16 protein-coding genes are annotated in these 16,393 nt (G+C 67.7%); 13 read left to right on the forward strand and 3 right to left on the reverse strand.

The features are described 5' to 3' along the window. Positions 1-318 precede the first annotated feature (318 nt). From WS64_RS28690 to WS64_RS28715, 6 genes are all read left to right on the forward strand, one after another. Positions 319-1,272: a choline ABC transporter substrate-binding protein gene (locus WS64_RS28690; RefSeq protein WP_060968452.1), complete on the forward strand. Its 954-nt coding sequence runs from the start codon at positions 319-321 to the stop codon at positions 1,270-1,272. Between the two features lie 61 nt (positions 1,273-1,333). Continuing rightward, complete coding sequence (locus WS64_RS28695; RefSeq protein ID WP_060968453.1) at positions 1,334-2,263, forward strand: 3-dehydrocarnitine:acetyl-CoA trimethylamine transferase CdhC; 930 nt, start codon at positions 1,334-1,336, stop codon at positions 2,261-2,263. Between the two features lie 89 nt (positions 2,264-2,352). Then, a complete protein-coding gene (locus WS64_RS28700) occupies positions 2,353-3,318 on the forward strand; it encodes an L-carnitine dehydrogenase (protein ID WP_059643173.1) in 966 nt (321 codons plus the stop codon). A gap of 10 nt (positions 3,319-3,328) precedes the next feature. Next, positions 3,329-3,817: a thioesterase family protein gene (locus WS64_RS28705; protein ID WP_059643171.1), complete on the forward strand. Its 489-nt coding sequence runs from the start codon at positions 3,329-3,331 to the stop codon at positions 3,815-3,817. Between the two features lie 55 nt (positions 3,818-3,872). Continuing rightward, on the forward strand, positions 3,873-4,829 hold the full coding sequence (locus WS64_RS28710) for an alpha/beta hydrolase (RefSeq protein ID WP_060968454.1): 957 nt from the start codon (positions 3,873-3,875) through the stop codon (positions 4,827-4,829). Between the two features lie 23 nt (positions 4,830-4,852). Further along, positions 4,853-6,046: a TauD/TfdA family dioxygenase gene (locus tag WS64_RS28715; RefSeq protein WP_060968455.1), complete on the forward strand. Its 1,194-nt coding sequence runs from the start codon at positions 4,853-4,855 to the stop codon at positions 6,044-6,046. A 193-nt stretch (positions 6,047-6,239) separates the two neighbouring features. On the opposite strand, the gene WS64_RS28720 is transcribed toward WS64_RS28715, so the two are convergent. The 3 genes from WS64_RS28720 to WS64_RS28730 form a co-directional block, all read right to left on the reverse strand. Beyond that, positions 6,240-6,539, reverse strand: a complete 300-nt coding sequence (locus WS64_RS28720) for a DUF4148 domain-containing protein (protein ID WP_050012329.1) — start codon at positions 6,537-6,539, stop codon at positions 6,240-6,242. A gap of 214 nt (positions 6,540-6,753) precedes the next feature. Then, positions 6,754-7,740 (reverse strand): oxidoreductase, encoded by a 987-nt coding sequence (locus tag WS64_RS28725; RefSeq protein WP_060968456.1) that lies wholly within the window; start codon positions 7,738-7,740, stop codon positions 6,754-6,756. 166 nt (positions 7,741-7,906) lie between these two features. After that, positions 7,907-8,197 carry a DUF3331 domain-containing protein gene (locus WS64_RS28730; protein ID WP_006484717.1) on the reverse strand — a complete coding sequence of 97 codons (291 nt, stop codon included), beginning with the start codon at positions 8,195-8,197 and terminating at the stop codon, positions 7,907-7,909. 664 nt (positions 8,198-8,861) lie between these two features. Between WS64_RS28730 and WS64_RS28735 the strand changes: the two genes are divergently transcribed. The 7 genes from WS64_RS28735 (at position 8,862) to WS64_RS28765 (ending at position 16,366) form a co-directional block, all read left to right on the forward strand. After that, positions 8,862-9,626, forward strand: coding sequence for an SDR family oxidoreductase (locus WS64_RS28735; RefSeq protein ID WP_060968623.1), 765 nt, complete (start codon positions 8,862-8,864; stop codon positions 9,624-9,626). A gap of 79 nt (positions 9,627-9,705) precedes the next feature. Continuing rightward, the gene (locus WS64_RS28740) at positions 9,706-10,548 is read left to right on the forward strand and encodes an ureidoglycolate lyase (protein WP_060968457.1); all 843 of its coding nucleotides are present in this window, start codon (positions 9,706-9,708) and stop codon (positions 10,546-10,548) included. Positions 10,549-10,571: 23 nt separating this feature from the next. Next, positions 10,572-11,849: an L-fuconate dehydratase gene (locus WS64_RS28745; protein ID WP_059643162.1), complete on the forward strand. Its 1,278-nt coding sequence runs from the start codon at positions 10,572-10,574 to the stop codon at positions 11,847-11,849. Positions 11,850-11,938: 89 nt separating this feature from the next. Next, positions 11,939-12,715, forward strand: coding sequence for an SDR family oxidoreductase (locus tag WS64_RS28750; protein ID WP_060968458.1), 777 nt, complete (start codon positions 11,939-11,941; stop codon positions 12,713-12,715). A 12-nt stretch (positions 12,716-12,727) separates the two neighbouring features. After that, positions 12,728-14,266, forward strand: coding sequence for a sugar ABC transporter ATP-binding protein (locus WS64_RS28755; RefSeq protein ID WP_060968459.1), 1,539 nt, complete (start codon positions 12,728-12,730; stop codon positions 14,264-14,266). Between the two features lie 26 nt (positions 14,267-14,292). After that, a complete protein-coding gene (locus WS64_RS28760) occupies positions 14,293-15,330 on the forward strand; it encodes an ABC transporter permease (protein ID WP_006480700.1) in 1,038 nt (345 codons plus the stop codon). A gap of 94 nt (positions 15,331-15,424) precedes the next feature. Beyond that, complete coding sequence (locus WS64_RS28765; RefSeq protein ID WP_059502372.1) at positions 15,425-16,366, forward strand: ABC transporter substrate-binding protein; 942 nt, start codon at positions 15,425-15,427, stop codon at positions 16,364-16,366. Positions 16,367-16,393 lie beyond the last annotated feature (27 nt).

Consider the following 16,393-nt stretch of genomic DNA (forward strand, 5'->3'; position numbering starts at 1 on the left):
CGCCCGGCGACTGCCAGCATAGGGCCGGCCCATGGCATCCGGCAACGCGTCGGAAATCCGTCAGCAACACCGTGACGGAATCGAAAGGTGCGCGCCGCATCCGGGCAATCCGGCGGAGCTCCATAAAAACCCCAAACCCCCGTCCGTCAAGCCTCGGACGAAACCTAGTGGTTTCCACTCATAGTCGCAAACAGGCAAGAACAGGTCGCCGCCGGTCTTCTCGCGGCGAATATGGCTCGTTACTTTTACTCCCACGATGCAGGCCGGCGCACACTTCGCGCACCGGCTGCCGCGAGACCAACCGGGAGGAATCGAACCATGAAGTCGACGAAGATCGCCGCGCTTGCCGCGGCCGTGCTGGCGACGGGCGCGTTCACGCAGGCCGCGCTGGCCGAGACGGAGGCCGCGACCTGCCGCACCGTGCGTTTCGCGGATATCGGCTGGACCGACATCACGTCGACCACCGCGCTCGCGTCGACCGTGTTCGAGGCGCTCGGCTACAAGCCGACCACGACGATCGCGTCGGTGCCGATCTCGTTCGCCGGCCTCAAGAGCAAGCAGCTCGACGTGTCGCTCGGCTATTGGTGGCCCGTGCAACAGAAGCAGTTGCAACCGTTCCTCGACAGCAAGTCGATCAACGTCGTCGAGCCGCCGAACCTGTCCGGCGCGAAGGCGACGCTCGCGGTGCCGAGCTACGTGTACCAGGCCGGCCTGAAGACCTTCGACGACATCGCGAAACACCGCGCGGAACTCGACGGCAAGATCTACGGGATCGAGCCGGGCAGCAGCGCGAACGCGACGATCCAGAAGATGATCGACACGAACCAGTACGGGCTCGGCGGCTTCAAGCTCGTCGAATCGAGCGAGGCCGGGATGCTCGTGACGGTCGAGCGCGCGATTCGCGAGAAGAAGTGGGTCGTGTTCCTCGGCTGGGAGCCGCACCCGATGAACATTCAGCTCAGCATGAATTACCTGTCGGGCGGCGACGCGGCGTTCGGGCCGAACTACGGCGAGGCGCGCGTGTACACGCTCACCGCGCCCGACTTCATCGCGCGCTGCCCGAACGCGGGCAAGCTCGTGACGAACCTGCGCTTCTCGACGCAGCTCGAGAACCAGCTGATGCAGTCGGTGATGAACAAGACCAAGCCGGCCGAGGCCGCGAAGGCGTACCTGAAGAAGAACCCGCAGGTGCTCGATCCGTGGCTCGCGGGCGTCAAGACGTTCGACGGCAAGGACGGCCTGCCAGCCGTGAAGGCGTATCTCGGCCTGTGATGGCCGGCGCCCGCGCGCTACCCGCAATGCGACACAACCCGAATCAAGCGAGGCATCCAGCATGAATCACGAAGTCATCATCACCTGCGCCGTCACCGGCGCGGGCGATACGGTCGGCAAGCATCCGGCGATTCCCGTCACGCCGAAGGAGATCGCGGCCGCCGCGATCGAAGCCGCGAAGGCCGGCGCGACGGTCGCCCACTGCCACGTGCGCGATCCGCTAACGGGGCGCGCCAGCCGCGACCCGAACCTGTATCGCGAGGTGGTCGACCGCATCCGCTCGGCCGACGTCGACGTGATCATCAACCTGACGGCCGGCATGGGCGGCGATCTCGAGATCGGCCCCGGCGAGGACCCGATGCGCTTCGGCAAGGGCACCGATCTCGTCGGCGGCCTCACGCGTCTCGCGCACGTCGAGGAACTGTTGCCGGAGATCTGCACGCTCGACTGCGGCACGCTGAATTTCGGCGACGGCGACTACATCTACGTGTCGACGCCCGCGCAGTTGCGCGCCGGCGCGAAGCGCATCCAGGAGCTCGGCGTGAAGCCGGAGCTGGAAATCTTCGATACGGGCCATCTGTGGTTCGCGAAGCAGTTGCTGAAGGAAGGGCTGCTCGACGATCCGCCGCTGTTCCAGCTGTGCCTCGGCATCCCGTGGGGCGCGCCGGCCGACACCGGCACGATGAAGGCGATGGTCGACAACCTGCCGCCGGGCGCGCACTGGGCCGGCTTCGGAATCGGCCGCATGCAGATGCCGATGGTCGCGCAGGCGATGCTGCTCGGCGGCCACGTACGCGTGGGACTCGAAGACAACATCTGGCTCGACCGCGGCGTGCATGCGACCAACGGCACGCTCGTCGAGCGTGCGCGCGAAATCATCGAACGGCTCGGCGGGCGCGTGCTGACGCCGGCCGAAGGCCGCCGCAAGCTCGGGTTGCCGGCGCGCGGCGAGCGTCCGCTCGAACGCCGCGCGATCGCCGAATTCGCGTGAGCTTTTTCACCCACTGACCGGCATGACACGGCGGCGTGCGTCCACGCGCGGCCGCCATCGATTTCCCCTGATTCGAAGGATGCGTTGACATGGCTGTGAAGACCGACATCAAGACGTTCGCCGCGATCGGCACCGGCGTCATCGGCAGCGGATGGATTTGCCGTGCGCTCGCGCACGGCCTCGACGTGGTCGTGTGGGACCCGGCGCCCGGCGCCGAAGCACGGCTGCGCGCGAACGTCGCGAACGCGTGGCCCGCGCTGGAGCGCGTCGGCCTCGCGCCGGGCGCCGATCCGGCGCGGCTGCGGTTCGTGTCGACGATCGAAGCGTGCGTCGCCGATGCCGATTTCATCCAGGAAAGCGCGCCCGAGCGCGAGGCGCTGAAGCTCGAACTGCACGAGCAGATCAGCCGCGCGGCGAAGCCGGACGCGATCATCGCGTCGTCGACGTCGGGGCTGCTGCCGACGGATTTCTATGCGCGTGCGACGCATCCGGAGCGCTGCGTGGTCGGCCACCCGTTCAATCCGGTCTACCTGCTGCCGCTCGTCGAGGTGCTCGGCGGCGCGCGCACGTCGCCGGAAGCGGTCGAAGCCGCGATGGAGATCTACCGCAAGCTCGGCATGCGGCCGCTGCACGTGCGCAAGGAAGTGCCGGGCTTCATCGCGGATCGTTTGCTCGAAGCGTTGTGGCGCGAGGCGCTGCATCTCGTCAACGAAGGCGTCGCGACGACCGGCGAGATCGACGACGCGATCCGTTTCGGCGCGGGCATCCGCTGGTCGTTCATGGGCACGTTCCTGACCTATACGCTCGCCGGCGGCGACGCGGGCATGCGACACTTCATGCAGCAGTTCGGCCCCGCGCTCGAACTGCCATGGACGAAGCTGGTCGCGCCCAAGCTCACCGACGCGCTGATCGACAGCGTCGTCGAAGGCACGACCGAACAGCAGGGCGCGCGCAGCATCAAGGAACTCGAACGCTATCGCGACGAGTGCATCACCGAGGTGCTGAAGGCGATCGCCGCGGTGAAGGCGCGGCACGGGATGCGATTCGAGGAATAAAGGACAGGCGATGACGGGCGATACCCCGCTGACGATTTACCGCGACGTGGTGCGGCCCGAATGGGTCGACTACAACGGCCACCTGCGCGATGCGTTCTATCTGCTGATCTTCAGCTTCGCGACCGATGCATTGCTGGATCGCATCGGCCTCGACGACGCCGCGCGTCGCACGCGGGGCCGCTCGGTCTACACGCTCGAAGCGCACGTGAACTACCTGCACGAGATCAAGGAAGGCACGCCGGTGCGCGTCGATGCGCGCGTGCTCGCGCACGACGCGAAGCGGCTGCACCTGTATCTCGAACTGTTCGCGCAAGGGCATGACGACGCGGTATCGGCGAGCGAGCAGATGCTGCTGCACGTCGATACGCGCGACGGCGCGAAATCGGCGCCGTTCGACGACGACGTGGCCGCGCGCGTGGCGGAACTGCATGCGTTGCAGTGCGATTGCGCGGCGCCCGCGTATGCGGGCCGCGTGATCGCGCTGCCGCCGCGTCGCTAGCGGCGCGCTTTACCGTCGATCTTCGACCTTCCACTTCCGCCGCGGAGCGCACACGATGCTCGAACCGGAAATCGCGGCGTTCGTCGCGGCCGTCGACGCGTGGTATCCGGCCGATGCGGCGGCGCGCCCGCCCGACGAGCAGCGCCGCCTCTACGACCGCTTCGCGGCCGAATGGACGCCGGCCGCGCTGCCGGCCGGCATCGTGCAGCAGAACGCCGAGTGGCGCGCGCCGGACGGCCGCACGATCGCGCTGCGGCGCTATACGTCCGTGCACGGCGCGCCGCGCGGCACGGTGTTGTTTTTTCATGGCGGCGGTTTCGTCGTCGGCTCGCTCGACAGCCATGCGTTGATCACCGCGCAACTGGCGGCCGATACCGGCCTCGACGTGATCGCGGTCGACTATCGGCTGGCGCCCGAACACCGTGCGCCGGCCGCGCTTGAAGATTGCCTGGCCGTCACGCGTGCCGCACGCGATGCGCGCTGGCCGTTCGGGCGCTGCGTGCATCCGCTGACGCTCGCGGGCGACAGCGCGGGCGGGATGCTCGCGGCGGCGGTGGCGACCGCGCTGCGCGATGCGGGCGAAAGCGGCGTGGACCGCATCGCGCTCGTCTATCCGATGCTCGGCTTCGAACCGCAATCGCCTGCGCGTGAAGCCGAAGCGCACGCGCCGATGCTGACGCTCGACGACGTGCACCGCTATCGTGAGCTGTACTGGAGCGGCAGCCTTCGCGACGTGCTGCGCGACGGCGATCCGCTGCTGCGCGCGTCGGTGCCGCTCGAAGCCACTCGCTTCGACGGGCTGCCGCCGGTGCTGGCGATCGGCGCGGAGCATGATCCGCTGCGCGACGATGCGCGCGTGTACGTCGAGCGGATTCGCGCGGCCGGCGGCGTCGCGCACTACTGGATGGGAGAGGGGCTGGTGCATGGCTGCTGGCGCGCGCTCGGGACGAGCCCGCAGGCCGCACGGATGCACCGGACGGTCGGCGGGTTCTTGCTCGCACCATACGCGTAGCGGGCGTTTTCCGGGAGGCAACGATGCAGGCAGCAGCGCAACACCGTATCGAGGACTGGCGGACGTTTTCGGCCGACGCGGCCATCGCGGCGGCGACGATCGGCGATGGCGCGGTGCACGTCGAGTGGAGCGACGCGCGACGATCGCCATTTCATTTCGACTGGCTGCGCGACAACTGCGCGTGTTCGGCGTGCGTGCATGCGATCACGCGCGAACAGGTGTTCGAGATCGCCGATGCGCGCGACGATCTGTCCGCGCTCACCGTGCACGTCGAAACCGACGGCGCGCTGCATGTGGAATGGAACGACGGGCACCGCAGCGCGTGGTCGCCGGGATGGTTGCGTGCGCATGCGTACGACGACGCGTCGCGCGCCGAGCGCGTGGCCGCGCACGGGCGGCACGTATGGACCGGCGACGATGCAACGGCGATCGGTGTGTTCGCGTGGCGCGACGTGATGGAGGACGACCGCGCGTTGTTCGCATGGCTCGGCGCATTGCAGCGCACGGGGCTCACGCTCGTCGAGGGCGTGCCGGCCGAGCGCGGCCGCGTGGACGAGATCGCGCGCCGCGTCGGCCTGATCCGCGAAAGCAATTTCGGCGTGCTGTTCGACGTCGAATCGAAGCCGCGCCCGGACAGCAATGCGTATACGTCGCTGAATCTGCCGCCGCACACCGACCTGCCGACGCGCGAATTGCAGCCGGGCGTGCAGTTCCTGCATTGCCTTGCGAACGATGCGACGGGCGGCGACAGCATCTTCCTCGACGGCTTCGCGCTCGCGGACGCGCTGCGGCGCGAACATCCGGACGATTTCGAGCGGCTCGCGTCGACGCCGTTCGAGTTCTGGAACAAGAGCGCGAACAGCGACTACCGCTGTTCGGCGCCGGTGATCGGGCGCGATGCGCGCGGCAACGTGACGGAAGTGCGTGTCGCGAACTTCCTGCGCGGGCCGCTCGATGCGCCGGCCGGCTCGGTGGCGGCCGTCTATCGTGCGTACCGGCGGTTCCTCGCGCTGGCGCGCGAACCGCGCTTTCGCGTGCAGCGCCGGCTGCGGGCGGGCGACATGTGGGCGTTCGACAACCGGCGCGTGCTGCATGCGCGCACGGCGTTCGAGCCGTCGACGGGCCGCCGGCACTTGCAGGGCTGCTACGTCGATCGCGACGAGTTGCTGTCGCGGTGGCGGGTGCTGTCGCGGTCGGTGCCGGCCGCAGTGCGCTGACCCGCGCACCCGGCGCATTCACGCACGCCTTTTCGGGGAAAAAGCACCCGGACGCGAGGCGTCCGGGCGAAGCCACCCGCTGCCGGGCGGCGGAGGTATGCGTTTCACAAAGAACACGAGCCCCGCGAACGGGGCTCGTCAGGACTGCGTGACTTCATCGCGCGACGCGCGGCGCCCGCCGGGGCGCCTCGGCTTATTGGCCGAAGAAGATCGAGTCGCGTGCGTTCGACGAAGCGGCAGCCGGTGCGCCCGAGTGGACGAGCGGCGCCGGTTGCGCGCCGTAGCCGCTGGTGTCGGCGCCATGCACGCGCGCTTCGGCGCTCTGGATGTCGTTCGGGTAGTACGGGCTCGACACGCCCGGCTTGTAGCCGGCTTGTTCGAGCTGGACGAGTTCGTTGCGCACTTGAGCGCGCGTCACGGTGCTTTGGGCAAACGCGCCGAACGAAGCGGACAGGGCGGCAGCGGCAACGACTGCGGAAACGAGCGATTTCATGGTGACCTCCGGTGTTTTATTGAGTTCGCTCTCGACACCATGTCTTGAGCGATTGATCAAATCTTAGTCACCGGCGTGTTCAGGGTAAACGCTGATTTTGACGATAAATTGTTTCCTGGCCGGTAACAGTGCGGCGTCGAATCAGTCTTTCAACGGGCTTTCTTTTCGATGGGCGTAATAAGTATGAAGAATGTTGCGGCGGGCGGTGCGCGGTTCAGCGTGCCTCGGCCGCCGAGTCGAACGGCCGGCGCTGCGAGCGTCCAGCGGGCGCGTCGGCGCTGAGAAAGCGCACACCCGTCGCGGCTTCCGATGCTTCCCACAGCAACGCCGCCGACGCCGCATTGCGCGCCGCGCGCGGCACGCTTGCCGGCGCCGGCAGCCCGCGCGATTCGAACCAGCCGGACGGACCGATGTACGCGCCGCCGGCCAGATCGGGCGACGTCGCCGCATGAATCGCCGGCAGCGCGCCCTGGTCGGCCGGCTGGGCGAGATAACGGTTCGCGGCACGCATCATCGCGGCGCGGGCGGGCGAGCGGTCCATTGACGGGCCGGCGAACTGCAGATTGGTTGCCGCGTAGCCGGGGTGCGCGGCCACGCTGATGCCGGCGAACGCCGCGCGTTCGAAGCGGCGCTGCAACTTGATCGCGAACACGAGGTTCGCGAGCTTGCTGTCGCAGTAAGCGAGATAACGGTTGTAGCGCTGCGCGGCGCGCAGGTCGTCCACGCGAATCCGGCCGCCGCGGTTGAAGCCGCTCGACATCGTGACGACGCGCGGCCGGCGCGCGGCGCCCAGCGCCGGCAGAAGATGGCCGGTCAGCGCGAAATGGCCAAGGTGGTTGGTGCCGAACTGCATCTCGAAGCCGTCGCGCGTGTGCCGCAGCGGCAGGAACATCACGCCGGCGTTGTTGCACAGGATGTCGACGCGGCCGTGGCGTTCGCCCACGTCGGCCGCGAAGCGCGCGATCGACGCGAGATCGGCGAGGTCGAGCGGATCGACTTCGACGCGTGCATGAGGATGAAGCCGGCGGATCGCGTCGGCCGCCTGCGCGCCGCGCGTGGCGTCGCGGCAGCCCATCACGACCGTCGCGCCTTTCGCGGCCAGCGTCTCCGCGAGCTGCCAGCCGAGGCCGCTGTTGGCGCCCGTCACGACCGCGACCTTGCCGCCTTGCGCCGGGACGTGGCGCGCGCTCCATGCATGCATGTCTGCCTCCATCGGCGCGACCGGTCGGCCGCGACACGTAACCGTTACATCGAGTGATGTAACGATAGTGCGGACGGACGTCGCAGACAAGCAGGAGAATTAGACCGGCGCTTCTAGGGCTGGCGTATGGCGTGGCACCGCCAGCCCGGCGCACGGCCGGCAGGCGTTACCTGCTGCCGGCCAGCGCGAGCACCTCGGCGGCGGAGATCATGGCGGCGGCGTTCGCGGGGGCCGGGCGCTCGGCCGGGCGGAACACTTCGTCGCCGCGGTGAATGACCTGGCGCGACAGCGCGCAGGTGCCGGTGCGCTGCGCGAAGCGGCGGCGCCAGCGTTGTTCGCCGTAGTGGCAGCGGCCGGGTTCGACCCAGCGCACGACGAGCAGCGTATCGGAACGTTCCAGAATTTCGACGTGGACGTCGGCGGGATCGAGCGCAGGCAGGGATTTGGAGGCCTTCATTTTGCCGTTTCCTAAAGCTCGTGCGGTTTCGGCCGTGGCAGTGGATGTCACTACCCGATGGCGAATCCGTAGCGGTTTCCATGAGTGGTGCGCTAAATGTAAGCGTCTGTGACCGGAAAAAACATCCTGTCCGGCTCGAATTACCTTTTGCCGATTTAGAAACAATCCACGCTTATTTTCGTGAAAAACCATGAACAAAAAGCCCCGGACGGAAAGTCCGGGGCGGAAAATCGGGCCGCGCACCGTGTCTGCTCGCCCAGTCACGGGATACATCGCCGGGGGACGGAGGTGCCCGCAGGGATCCGGCGCGGGCAGGGGGGCGATGTACCGGAAGCGCGGTCCGGCAGCACCATGATGACGTGCGCCACCCGTTGACACCCTGACGCGAACATGACTTTTTTGTCAGTTTACGTTGTCCGCCGCGCCGGGCGTTGCCCGGTGTTCGGCTGGAAGGCCCGCTGGTATTGGGTTTGAGCGGACCGCGGGGTGGTGCTTTAACGCCGCTCGCCCGCCGAATTCTTGCGCCCGACGGATTGAGCAGCCCTGGGTAAATACTGAATCCCAAGTTCGTGACAAACACGCCGTCCCTTCCTATGATTGGTTGGACCTTTAGTCCTTTGTGCCAATCGGCCGACTGGCGGCCGGCTTTTTCGGAGACATGCTCATGAGATTGCAGGGCAAACGCGCGCTGGTGACGGCGGCCGGGCAGGGCATTGGCCGCGCGACCGCGCTGCGGTTCGCGAGCGAGGGCGCCGACGTGCTGGCGACGGACGTCAACGAAGCCGCGCTGGTGCGGCTCGAGGCCGACGCCGAGCGTGCGGGCGGCCGGCTGGTCACGCGGCGGCTCGACGTCACCGACGCGGGCGACATCACCGCGCTCGCCGCGAGCGAACGCGCGTTCGACGTGCTGTTCAACTGCGCGGGCTACGTGCACCACGGCTCGATCCTCGAGTGCGACGAAGACGCGTGGGCGTTCTCGCTGAACCTGAACGTCACGTCGATGTACCGGCTGATCCGCGCGCTGTTGCCCGCGATGCTCGAAGCCGGCGGCGCGTCGATCGTCAACATGGCGTCGGCCGCGTCGAGCGTGAAGGGCGTGCCGAACCGCTTCGTGTACGGCACCACCAAGGCGGCCGTGATCGGGCTGACCAAGGCGGTGGCGGCCGATTTCGTCGAGCGCGGCATCCGCTGCAACGCGATCTGCCCGGGCACGATCGAATCTCCGTCGCTCGAGCAGCGCATCGCCGACCAGGCGCGCACGCGCCACGTGTCCGCCGACGAGGTACGCCAGGCATTCGTCGCGCGCCAGCCGATCGGCCGCATCGGCACCGCGGACGAAGTGGCCGCGCTCGCGCTGTATCTGGCGTCCGACGAAGCGTCGTTCACCACCGGCACGATTCACCTGATCGACGGCGGCTGGTCGAACTGACCGCGTCTGGCCGACCGCGTCTAGCCGACCGCGTCTGCCCGACCACGCCTTCCCATTCACTTTCCGTTCAGACAACGACATGAAACTGCTGAGATTTGGCGACAAACACCATGAAAAGCCGGGCCTGCTGGATGCGCAGGGCCACATTCGCGACCTGTCCGGCGTGATCGACGATATCGCCGGCGACGCGCTGACCCCCGCGTCGCTCGCGCGGCTGCGCGATCTCGACCCGTCGACGCTGCCGCGCGTCGACGGCACGCCGCGGCTCGGCGCGTGCGTCGGCCGCGTCGGCAAGTTTATCTGCATCGGGCTCAACTACTCGGATCACGCGGCCGAATCGGGGATGGAGGTGCCGAAGGAGCCCGTCGTGTTCGGCAAGTGGACGAGCGCGATCTCGGGCCCGAACGACGACGTCGAGATCCCGCGCGGCTCGGAGAAAACCGACTGGGAAGTCGAGCTCGGCGTGGTGATCGGCCAGGGCGGCCGCTATATCGACGAAGCCGATGCGCTGTCGCACGTCGCCGGCTACTGCGTCGTCAACGACGTGTCGGAGCGCGAATACCAGCTCGAGCGCGGCGGCACGTGGGACAAGGGCAAGGGCAACGACACGTTCGGCCCCATCGGCCCGTGGCTCGTGACGGCCGACGAAGTGCCCGATCCGCACGCGTTGCGGCTGTGGCTCGAGGTGGACGGCCACCGGTACCAGAACGGCACGACCGCGACGATGGTGTTCCGCGTGCCGTACCTGATCAGCTACCTGAGCCGCTTCATGAGTCTGCAGCCGGGCGACGTGATCTCGACCGGCACGCCGCCGGGCGTCGGCCTCGGGCAGAAGCCGCCCGTCTACCTGCGTGCCGGACAGGTGATCACGCTCGGCATCGACGGGCTCGGCGAGCAACGCCAGCGCACCGTGCAGGCCTGATTCCCTTCAACGGACGGTTCGTCATGCCTATCATTCGATCGATGCGCGTCCTCGACGTGCGCTTTCCGACCTCGCGCCAGCTCGACGGGTCCGACGCGATGAATCCGGACCCCGATTATTCGGCGGCCTACGTCGTGCTCGAAACCGACCGCGACGGGCTCGAAGGTCACGGGCTCACGTTCACCATCGGCCGCGGCAACGAAATCTGCTGCGCGGCGATCGACGCGATGCGTCACCTCGTCGTCGGCCTCGACCTCGACTGGATTCGCGAGGACATGGGCCGCTTCTGGCGGCACGTCACGTCGGACAGCCAGTTGCGCTGGATCGGCCCCGACAAGGGCGCGATCCATCTGGCGACGGGCGCCGTCGTCAATGCGGTATGGGATTTGTGGGCGAAGGCCGCCGGCAAGCCGCTGTGGCGGCTCGTCGCCGACATGAGCCCGGAGGAGCTGGTGCGGGCGATCGACTTCCGCTACCTGACCGACTGCCTGCGCCCGGACGAAGCGCTCGACCTGCTGCGCCGGCAGGCGCCCGGCAAGGCCGCGCGGATCGCCGCGCTGGAGCGCGACGGCTACCCGTGCTACACGACGTCGGCCGGCTGGCTCGGCTACAGCGACGACAAGCTGCGCCGGCTGTGCCGCGAGGCGGTGGACGAGGGTTTCGACTACGTGAAGCTGAAAGTCGGCGCGAACCTCGAGGACGACATTCGCCGCGTGACGATCGCGCGCGAGGTGATCGGCCCCGAGCGCAAGCTGATGATCGACGCGAACCAGGTGTGGGAAGTGGACGCGGCGATCGACTGGGTGCGCGAGCTCGCGTTCGCGCGGCCGTGGTTCATCGAGGAGCCGACGAGCCCCGACGACGTCGAAGGGCATCGCAAGATCCGCGAGGCGATCGCGCCGGTGCAGGTCGCGACCGGCGAGATGTGCCAGAACCGCGTGCTGTTCAAGCAGTTCATCGCGCGCGGCGCGATCGACGTCGTGCAGATCGATGCGTGCCGGCTCGGCGGCGTGAACGAGATTCTCGCGGTGATGCTGATGGCCGCGAAATACGGGCTGCCGGTGTGCCCGCATGCGGGCGGCGTCGGGCTGTGCGAATACGTGCAGCACCTGTCGATGATCGATTACGTGTGCATCTCCGGCACGAAGGAAGGGCGCGTGACCGAGTACGTCGATCACCTGCACGAGCATTTCGTCGAGCCGTGCGTGGTGCGCAACGCGGCGTACATGCCGCCGACCGCGCCCGGTTTCTCGATCGAGATGAAGCCCGAATCGCTGGAGCAGTACCGGTTCCGCGGCTGACACGGGCGACGCACGACGGCGCGCGCTGTGCGCGTCGGGCGCACCCCGCGCGCCGTGCACGGCGACAACATGAACGACGGAGACGCGAAGTGGATTTGAATCTGCAAGACAAGGTCGTGATCGTGACCGGCGGCGCGTCGGGCATCGGCGCCGCGATCTCGATGCGGCTGGCAGGCGAAGGCGCGATACCGGTGGTGTTCGCGCGCCACGCACCGGACGACGGCTTCTGGCGCGAACTCACGCGGAAACAGCCGCGCGCCGCGTGCGTCACGGTCGAACTGCAGGACGACGCGCGGTGCCGCGACGGCGTCGCGCAAACCATCGCGCGCTTCGGCCGCATCGACGGGCTCGTCAACAACGCGGGCATCAACGACAGCATCGGTCTCGACGCCGGGCGCGATGCGTTCGTCGCATCGCTCGAACGCAACCTGATCCACTACTACGTGATGGCGCATTACTGCGTGCCGCACCTGAAGGCGGCGCGCGGCGCGATCGTCAACATCTCGTCGAAGACGGCCGTGACCGGGCAGGGCAACACGAGCGGCTATTGCGCGTCGAAGGGCGCGCAGCTCGCGCTGACGCGCGAATGGGCAGTCGCGTTGCGCGACGACGGCGTGCGCGTGAACGCGGTGATCCCGGCCGAAGTGATGACGCCGCTTTACCAGAACTGGATCGCCGGCTTCGACGACCCGCAAGCGAAGGTCGCGGAGATTGCCGGCAAGGTGCCGCTCGGCCGGCGCTTCACGACGGCCGACGAAATTGCCGACACGGCGGTGTTCCTGCTGTCGGAGCGCGCATCGCACACGACGGGCCAGTGGCTGTTCGTCGATGGCGGCTATACGCATCTCGATCGTGCGATCAGCTGAGGGCCGCGCGCGATGCAACCCGACCTGAACCCGAACACTGCCCCGCCGCTGATCGCGCTGACCGGCATCGGCAAGCGCTTTCCGGGCGTGCAGGCGCTCGACGATTGCCGTTTCGACCTGCGCGCGGGCGAAGTGCATGCGCTGATGGGCGAGAACGGCGCCGGCAAGTCGACGCTAATGAAGATTCTCGCGGGCGTGTACCAGAAGGACGAAGGCGAGATCCGGATGGACGGCCGCCCGGTGGAGATCGCCGATCCGCGCACCGCCCAGGCGCTCGGCATCGGCATCATCCATCAGGAGCTGAACCTGATGAATCACCTGAGCGTCGCGCAGAACATCTTCATCGGTCGCGAGCCGCGCGGCCGCTTCGGCGTGTTCGTCGACGAAGAGAAGCTCAACCGCGACGCGGCCGCGATCTTCCGGCGGATGCGGCTCGATCTCGACCCGCGCACGCAGGTCGGCCGGCTGACGGTCGCGAAGCAGCAGATGGTCGAGATCGCGAAGGCGCTGTCGTTCGACTCGCGCGCGCTGATCATGGACGAGCCGACCGCCGCGCTGAACAACGCGGAGATCGCCGAACTGTTCCGCATCATCCGCGACCTGCGCGCGAACGGGGTCGGCATCGTGTACATCTCGCACAAGATGGACGAGCTGCGCCAGATCGCCGATCGCGTGACCGTGATGCGCGACGGCAAGTATGTCGCGACCGTGCCGATGGCGGGTACGTCGATGGAATCGATCATCTCGATGATGGTCGGCCGCCAGCTCGATACGGAAAGCCGCACGCCGCCCGATACGTCCGCGAACGAGATTGCGCTCGAGGTGCGCGGGCTGTCGCGCGGCCGCGCGATCCGCGACGTCGGCTTCACGCTGCGGCGCGGCGAGATCCTCGGCTTCGCCGGGCTGATGGGCGCGGGCCGCACCGAGGTCGCGCGTGCGGTATTCGGCGCGGATCCGGTGGACGCGGGCGAGATCCGCGTGCACGGCCGGGCCGTGACGATCCGCACGCCCGCCGATGCGGTGAAATATGGCATCGGCTACCTGTCCGAGGATCGCAAGCACTTCGGGCTCGCGGTCGGGATGGACGTGCAGAACAACATCGCGCTGTCGAGCATGCGCCGCTTCGTGCGCCGCGGCCTGTTCCTCGATGCGCGCGCGATGCGCGACGCCGCGCAGTCGTACGTACGGCGGCTCGCGATCCGCACGCCGTCGGTCGCGCAGCCCGCGCGACTGCTGTCGGGCGGCAACCAGCAGAAGATCGTGATCGCGAAGTGGCTGCTGCGCGACTGCGACATCCTGTTCTTCGACGAGCCGACGCGCGGCATCGACGTCGGCGCGAAAAGCGAGATCTACAAGCTGCTCGACGCGCTGGCCGCCGACGGCAAGGCGATCGTGATGATCTCGTCGGAGTTGCCCGAGGTGCTGCGCATGAGCCACCGGATTCTCGTGATGTGCGAAGGCCGCGTGACCGGCGAATTGCGCGCGGCCGACGCCACGCAGGAAAAGATCATGCAGCTCGCGACGCAGCGCGAGTCGACCGTGTTGTCCTGAATCAGACGCTCAGACGCCCAACGATCATGTCCAACGATACGCATCCCGTTCCGCCCCTGGCCACCGGCGACACGCCGGCCGCCGCATCGAGCCTGAAGTCGCGCTTCTTCAACCCGGCCGCGCGGCAGAAGCTGCTCGCGTTCGCGAGCCTCGTGCTGCTGATCGTGTTCTTCAGCTTCGCGTCGTCGAACTTCCTCGAAGTCGACAACCTCGTGTCGATCCTGCAGGCCACCGCCGTGAACGGCGTGCTGGCCGTCGCCTGTACGTACGTGATCATCACGTCCGGCATCGACCTGTCGGTCGGCACGCTGATGACGTTCTGCGCGGTGATGGCCGGCGTCGTGTTGACGAAGTGGGGGATGCCGCTGCCGCTCGGGATCCTGGCCGCGCTGTGCTTCGGCGCGCTGTCGGGCTGTGTGTCGGGCTTCGTGATCGCGAAGATGAAGGTGCCGCCGTTCATCGCGACGCTCGGCATGATGATGCTGCTCAAGGGGCTGTCGCTCGTGATCTCGGGCACGCGGCCGATCTACTTCAACGACACGCCGGGCTTCACGTCGATCGCGCAGGATTCGCTGATCGGCAACCTGATCCCCGCGCTGCCGATCCCGAACGCGGTGCTGATCCTGTTCCTCGTCGCGATCGGCGCGTCGATCGTGCTGAACCGCACGATCTTCGGCCGCTACACGTTCGCGCTCGGCAGCAACGAGGAAGCGCTGCGGTTGTCCGGCGTGAACGTCGACGCGTGGAAGATCGCCGTGTACACGTTCAGCGGCGCGGTGTGCGGGATCGCCGGCCTGCTGATCGCGTCGCGGCTCAATTCCGCGCAGCCGGCGCTCGGGCAGGGCTACGAGCTCGATGCGATCGCGGCCGTCGTGATCGGCGGCACGTCGCTGTCGGGCGGCGCGGGCAGCATCGTCGGCACCATCATCGGCGCGTTCATCATGAGCGTGCTGACCAACGGGCTGCGCATCATGTCGGTCGCGCAGGAATGGCAGACGGTCGTGACGGGCGTGATCATCATCCTCGCCGTCTATGTGGACATTCTGCGCCGGCGCCGCCGCTGATGCACGCGCGCAGGAAGAAACGAACACGGGCACCCAGGCGCTGCACCGCCGGCCGGGCCGGCATTTCAGTCGATACCAACCAAGGAGACGCGAAGTGATCAGGAGCAAGGTGTTGAACGCGATCGTCGGGCTGACGTTCGCCGTCGGCGTCACGGCCGGCGCGCAGGCGCAGGAGACGTACATCCCGCTGATCTCGAAAGGCTTCCAGCATCAGTTCTGGCAGGCCGTGAAATCGGGCGCGACGCAGGCCGCGAAGGACTACAAGGTGAAGGTGACGTTCGAAGGGCCGGAAACCGAGGCGATGGTCGACAAGCAGATCGACATGCTGTCGGCCGCGATCGCGAAGAAGCCGGCCGCGCTCGGCTTCGCGGCGCTCGACAGCAAGGCCGCGCTGCCGCTGCTGAAGAAGGCGCAGGCCGAGAAGATCCCGGTGATCGCGTTCGATTCGGGCGTGGACAGCGACATTCCGGTGACGACGGCCGCGACCAACAACAAGGCGGCCGCCGCGCTCGCCGCCGACAAGCTCGCCGCGCTGATCGGCGACGAAGGGCAGGTGGCCGTGGTCGCGCACGACCAGACGAGCCGCACCGGCATCGACCGCCGCGACGGCTTCCTGGAACGGATGAAATCCGCGCACCCGAAGGTGCAGGTCGTGACCGTGCAGTATGGCGAAGGCGACCAGCTGAAATCGACCGAGGTGACGAAGTCGATCCTGCAGGCGTATCCGAAGCTCAAGGGGCTGTTCGGCACCAACGAGGGCTCGGCGATCGGCGTGGTCAACGGCGTGCGCGAGATGAAGCGCAAGGTCGTGATCGTCGGCTACGACTCCGGCAAGCAGCAGAAGGATGCGATCCGCAGCGGGCTGATGGCCGGCGCGATCACGCAGAACCCGATCGGGATCGGCTACAAGACGGTCGAGGCGGCCGTGAAGGCGATCAAGGGCGAGAAGCTGCCGAAGGTCATCGATACCGGCTTCTACTGGTACGACAAGACCAATATCGACGATCCGAAGATCGCGGCGGTGTTGTACGACTGATCGTGGCGTGCCGGCGGCGATCGCGAC

Origin of the sequence: Burkholderia anthina (genome assembly GCF_001547525.1) — a bacterium.
Lineage (GTDB): Bacteria > Pseudomonadota > Gammaproteobacteria > Burkholderiales > Burkholderiaceae > Burkholderia > Burkholderia semiarida.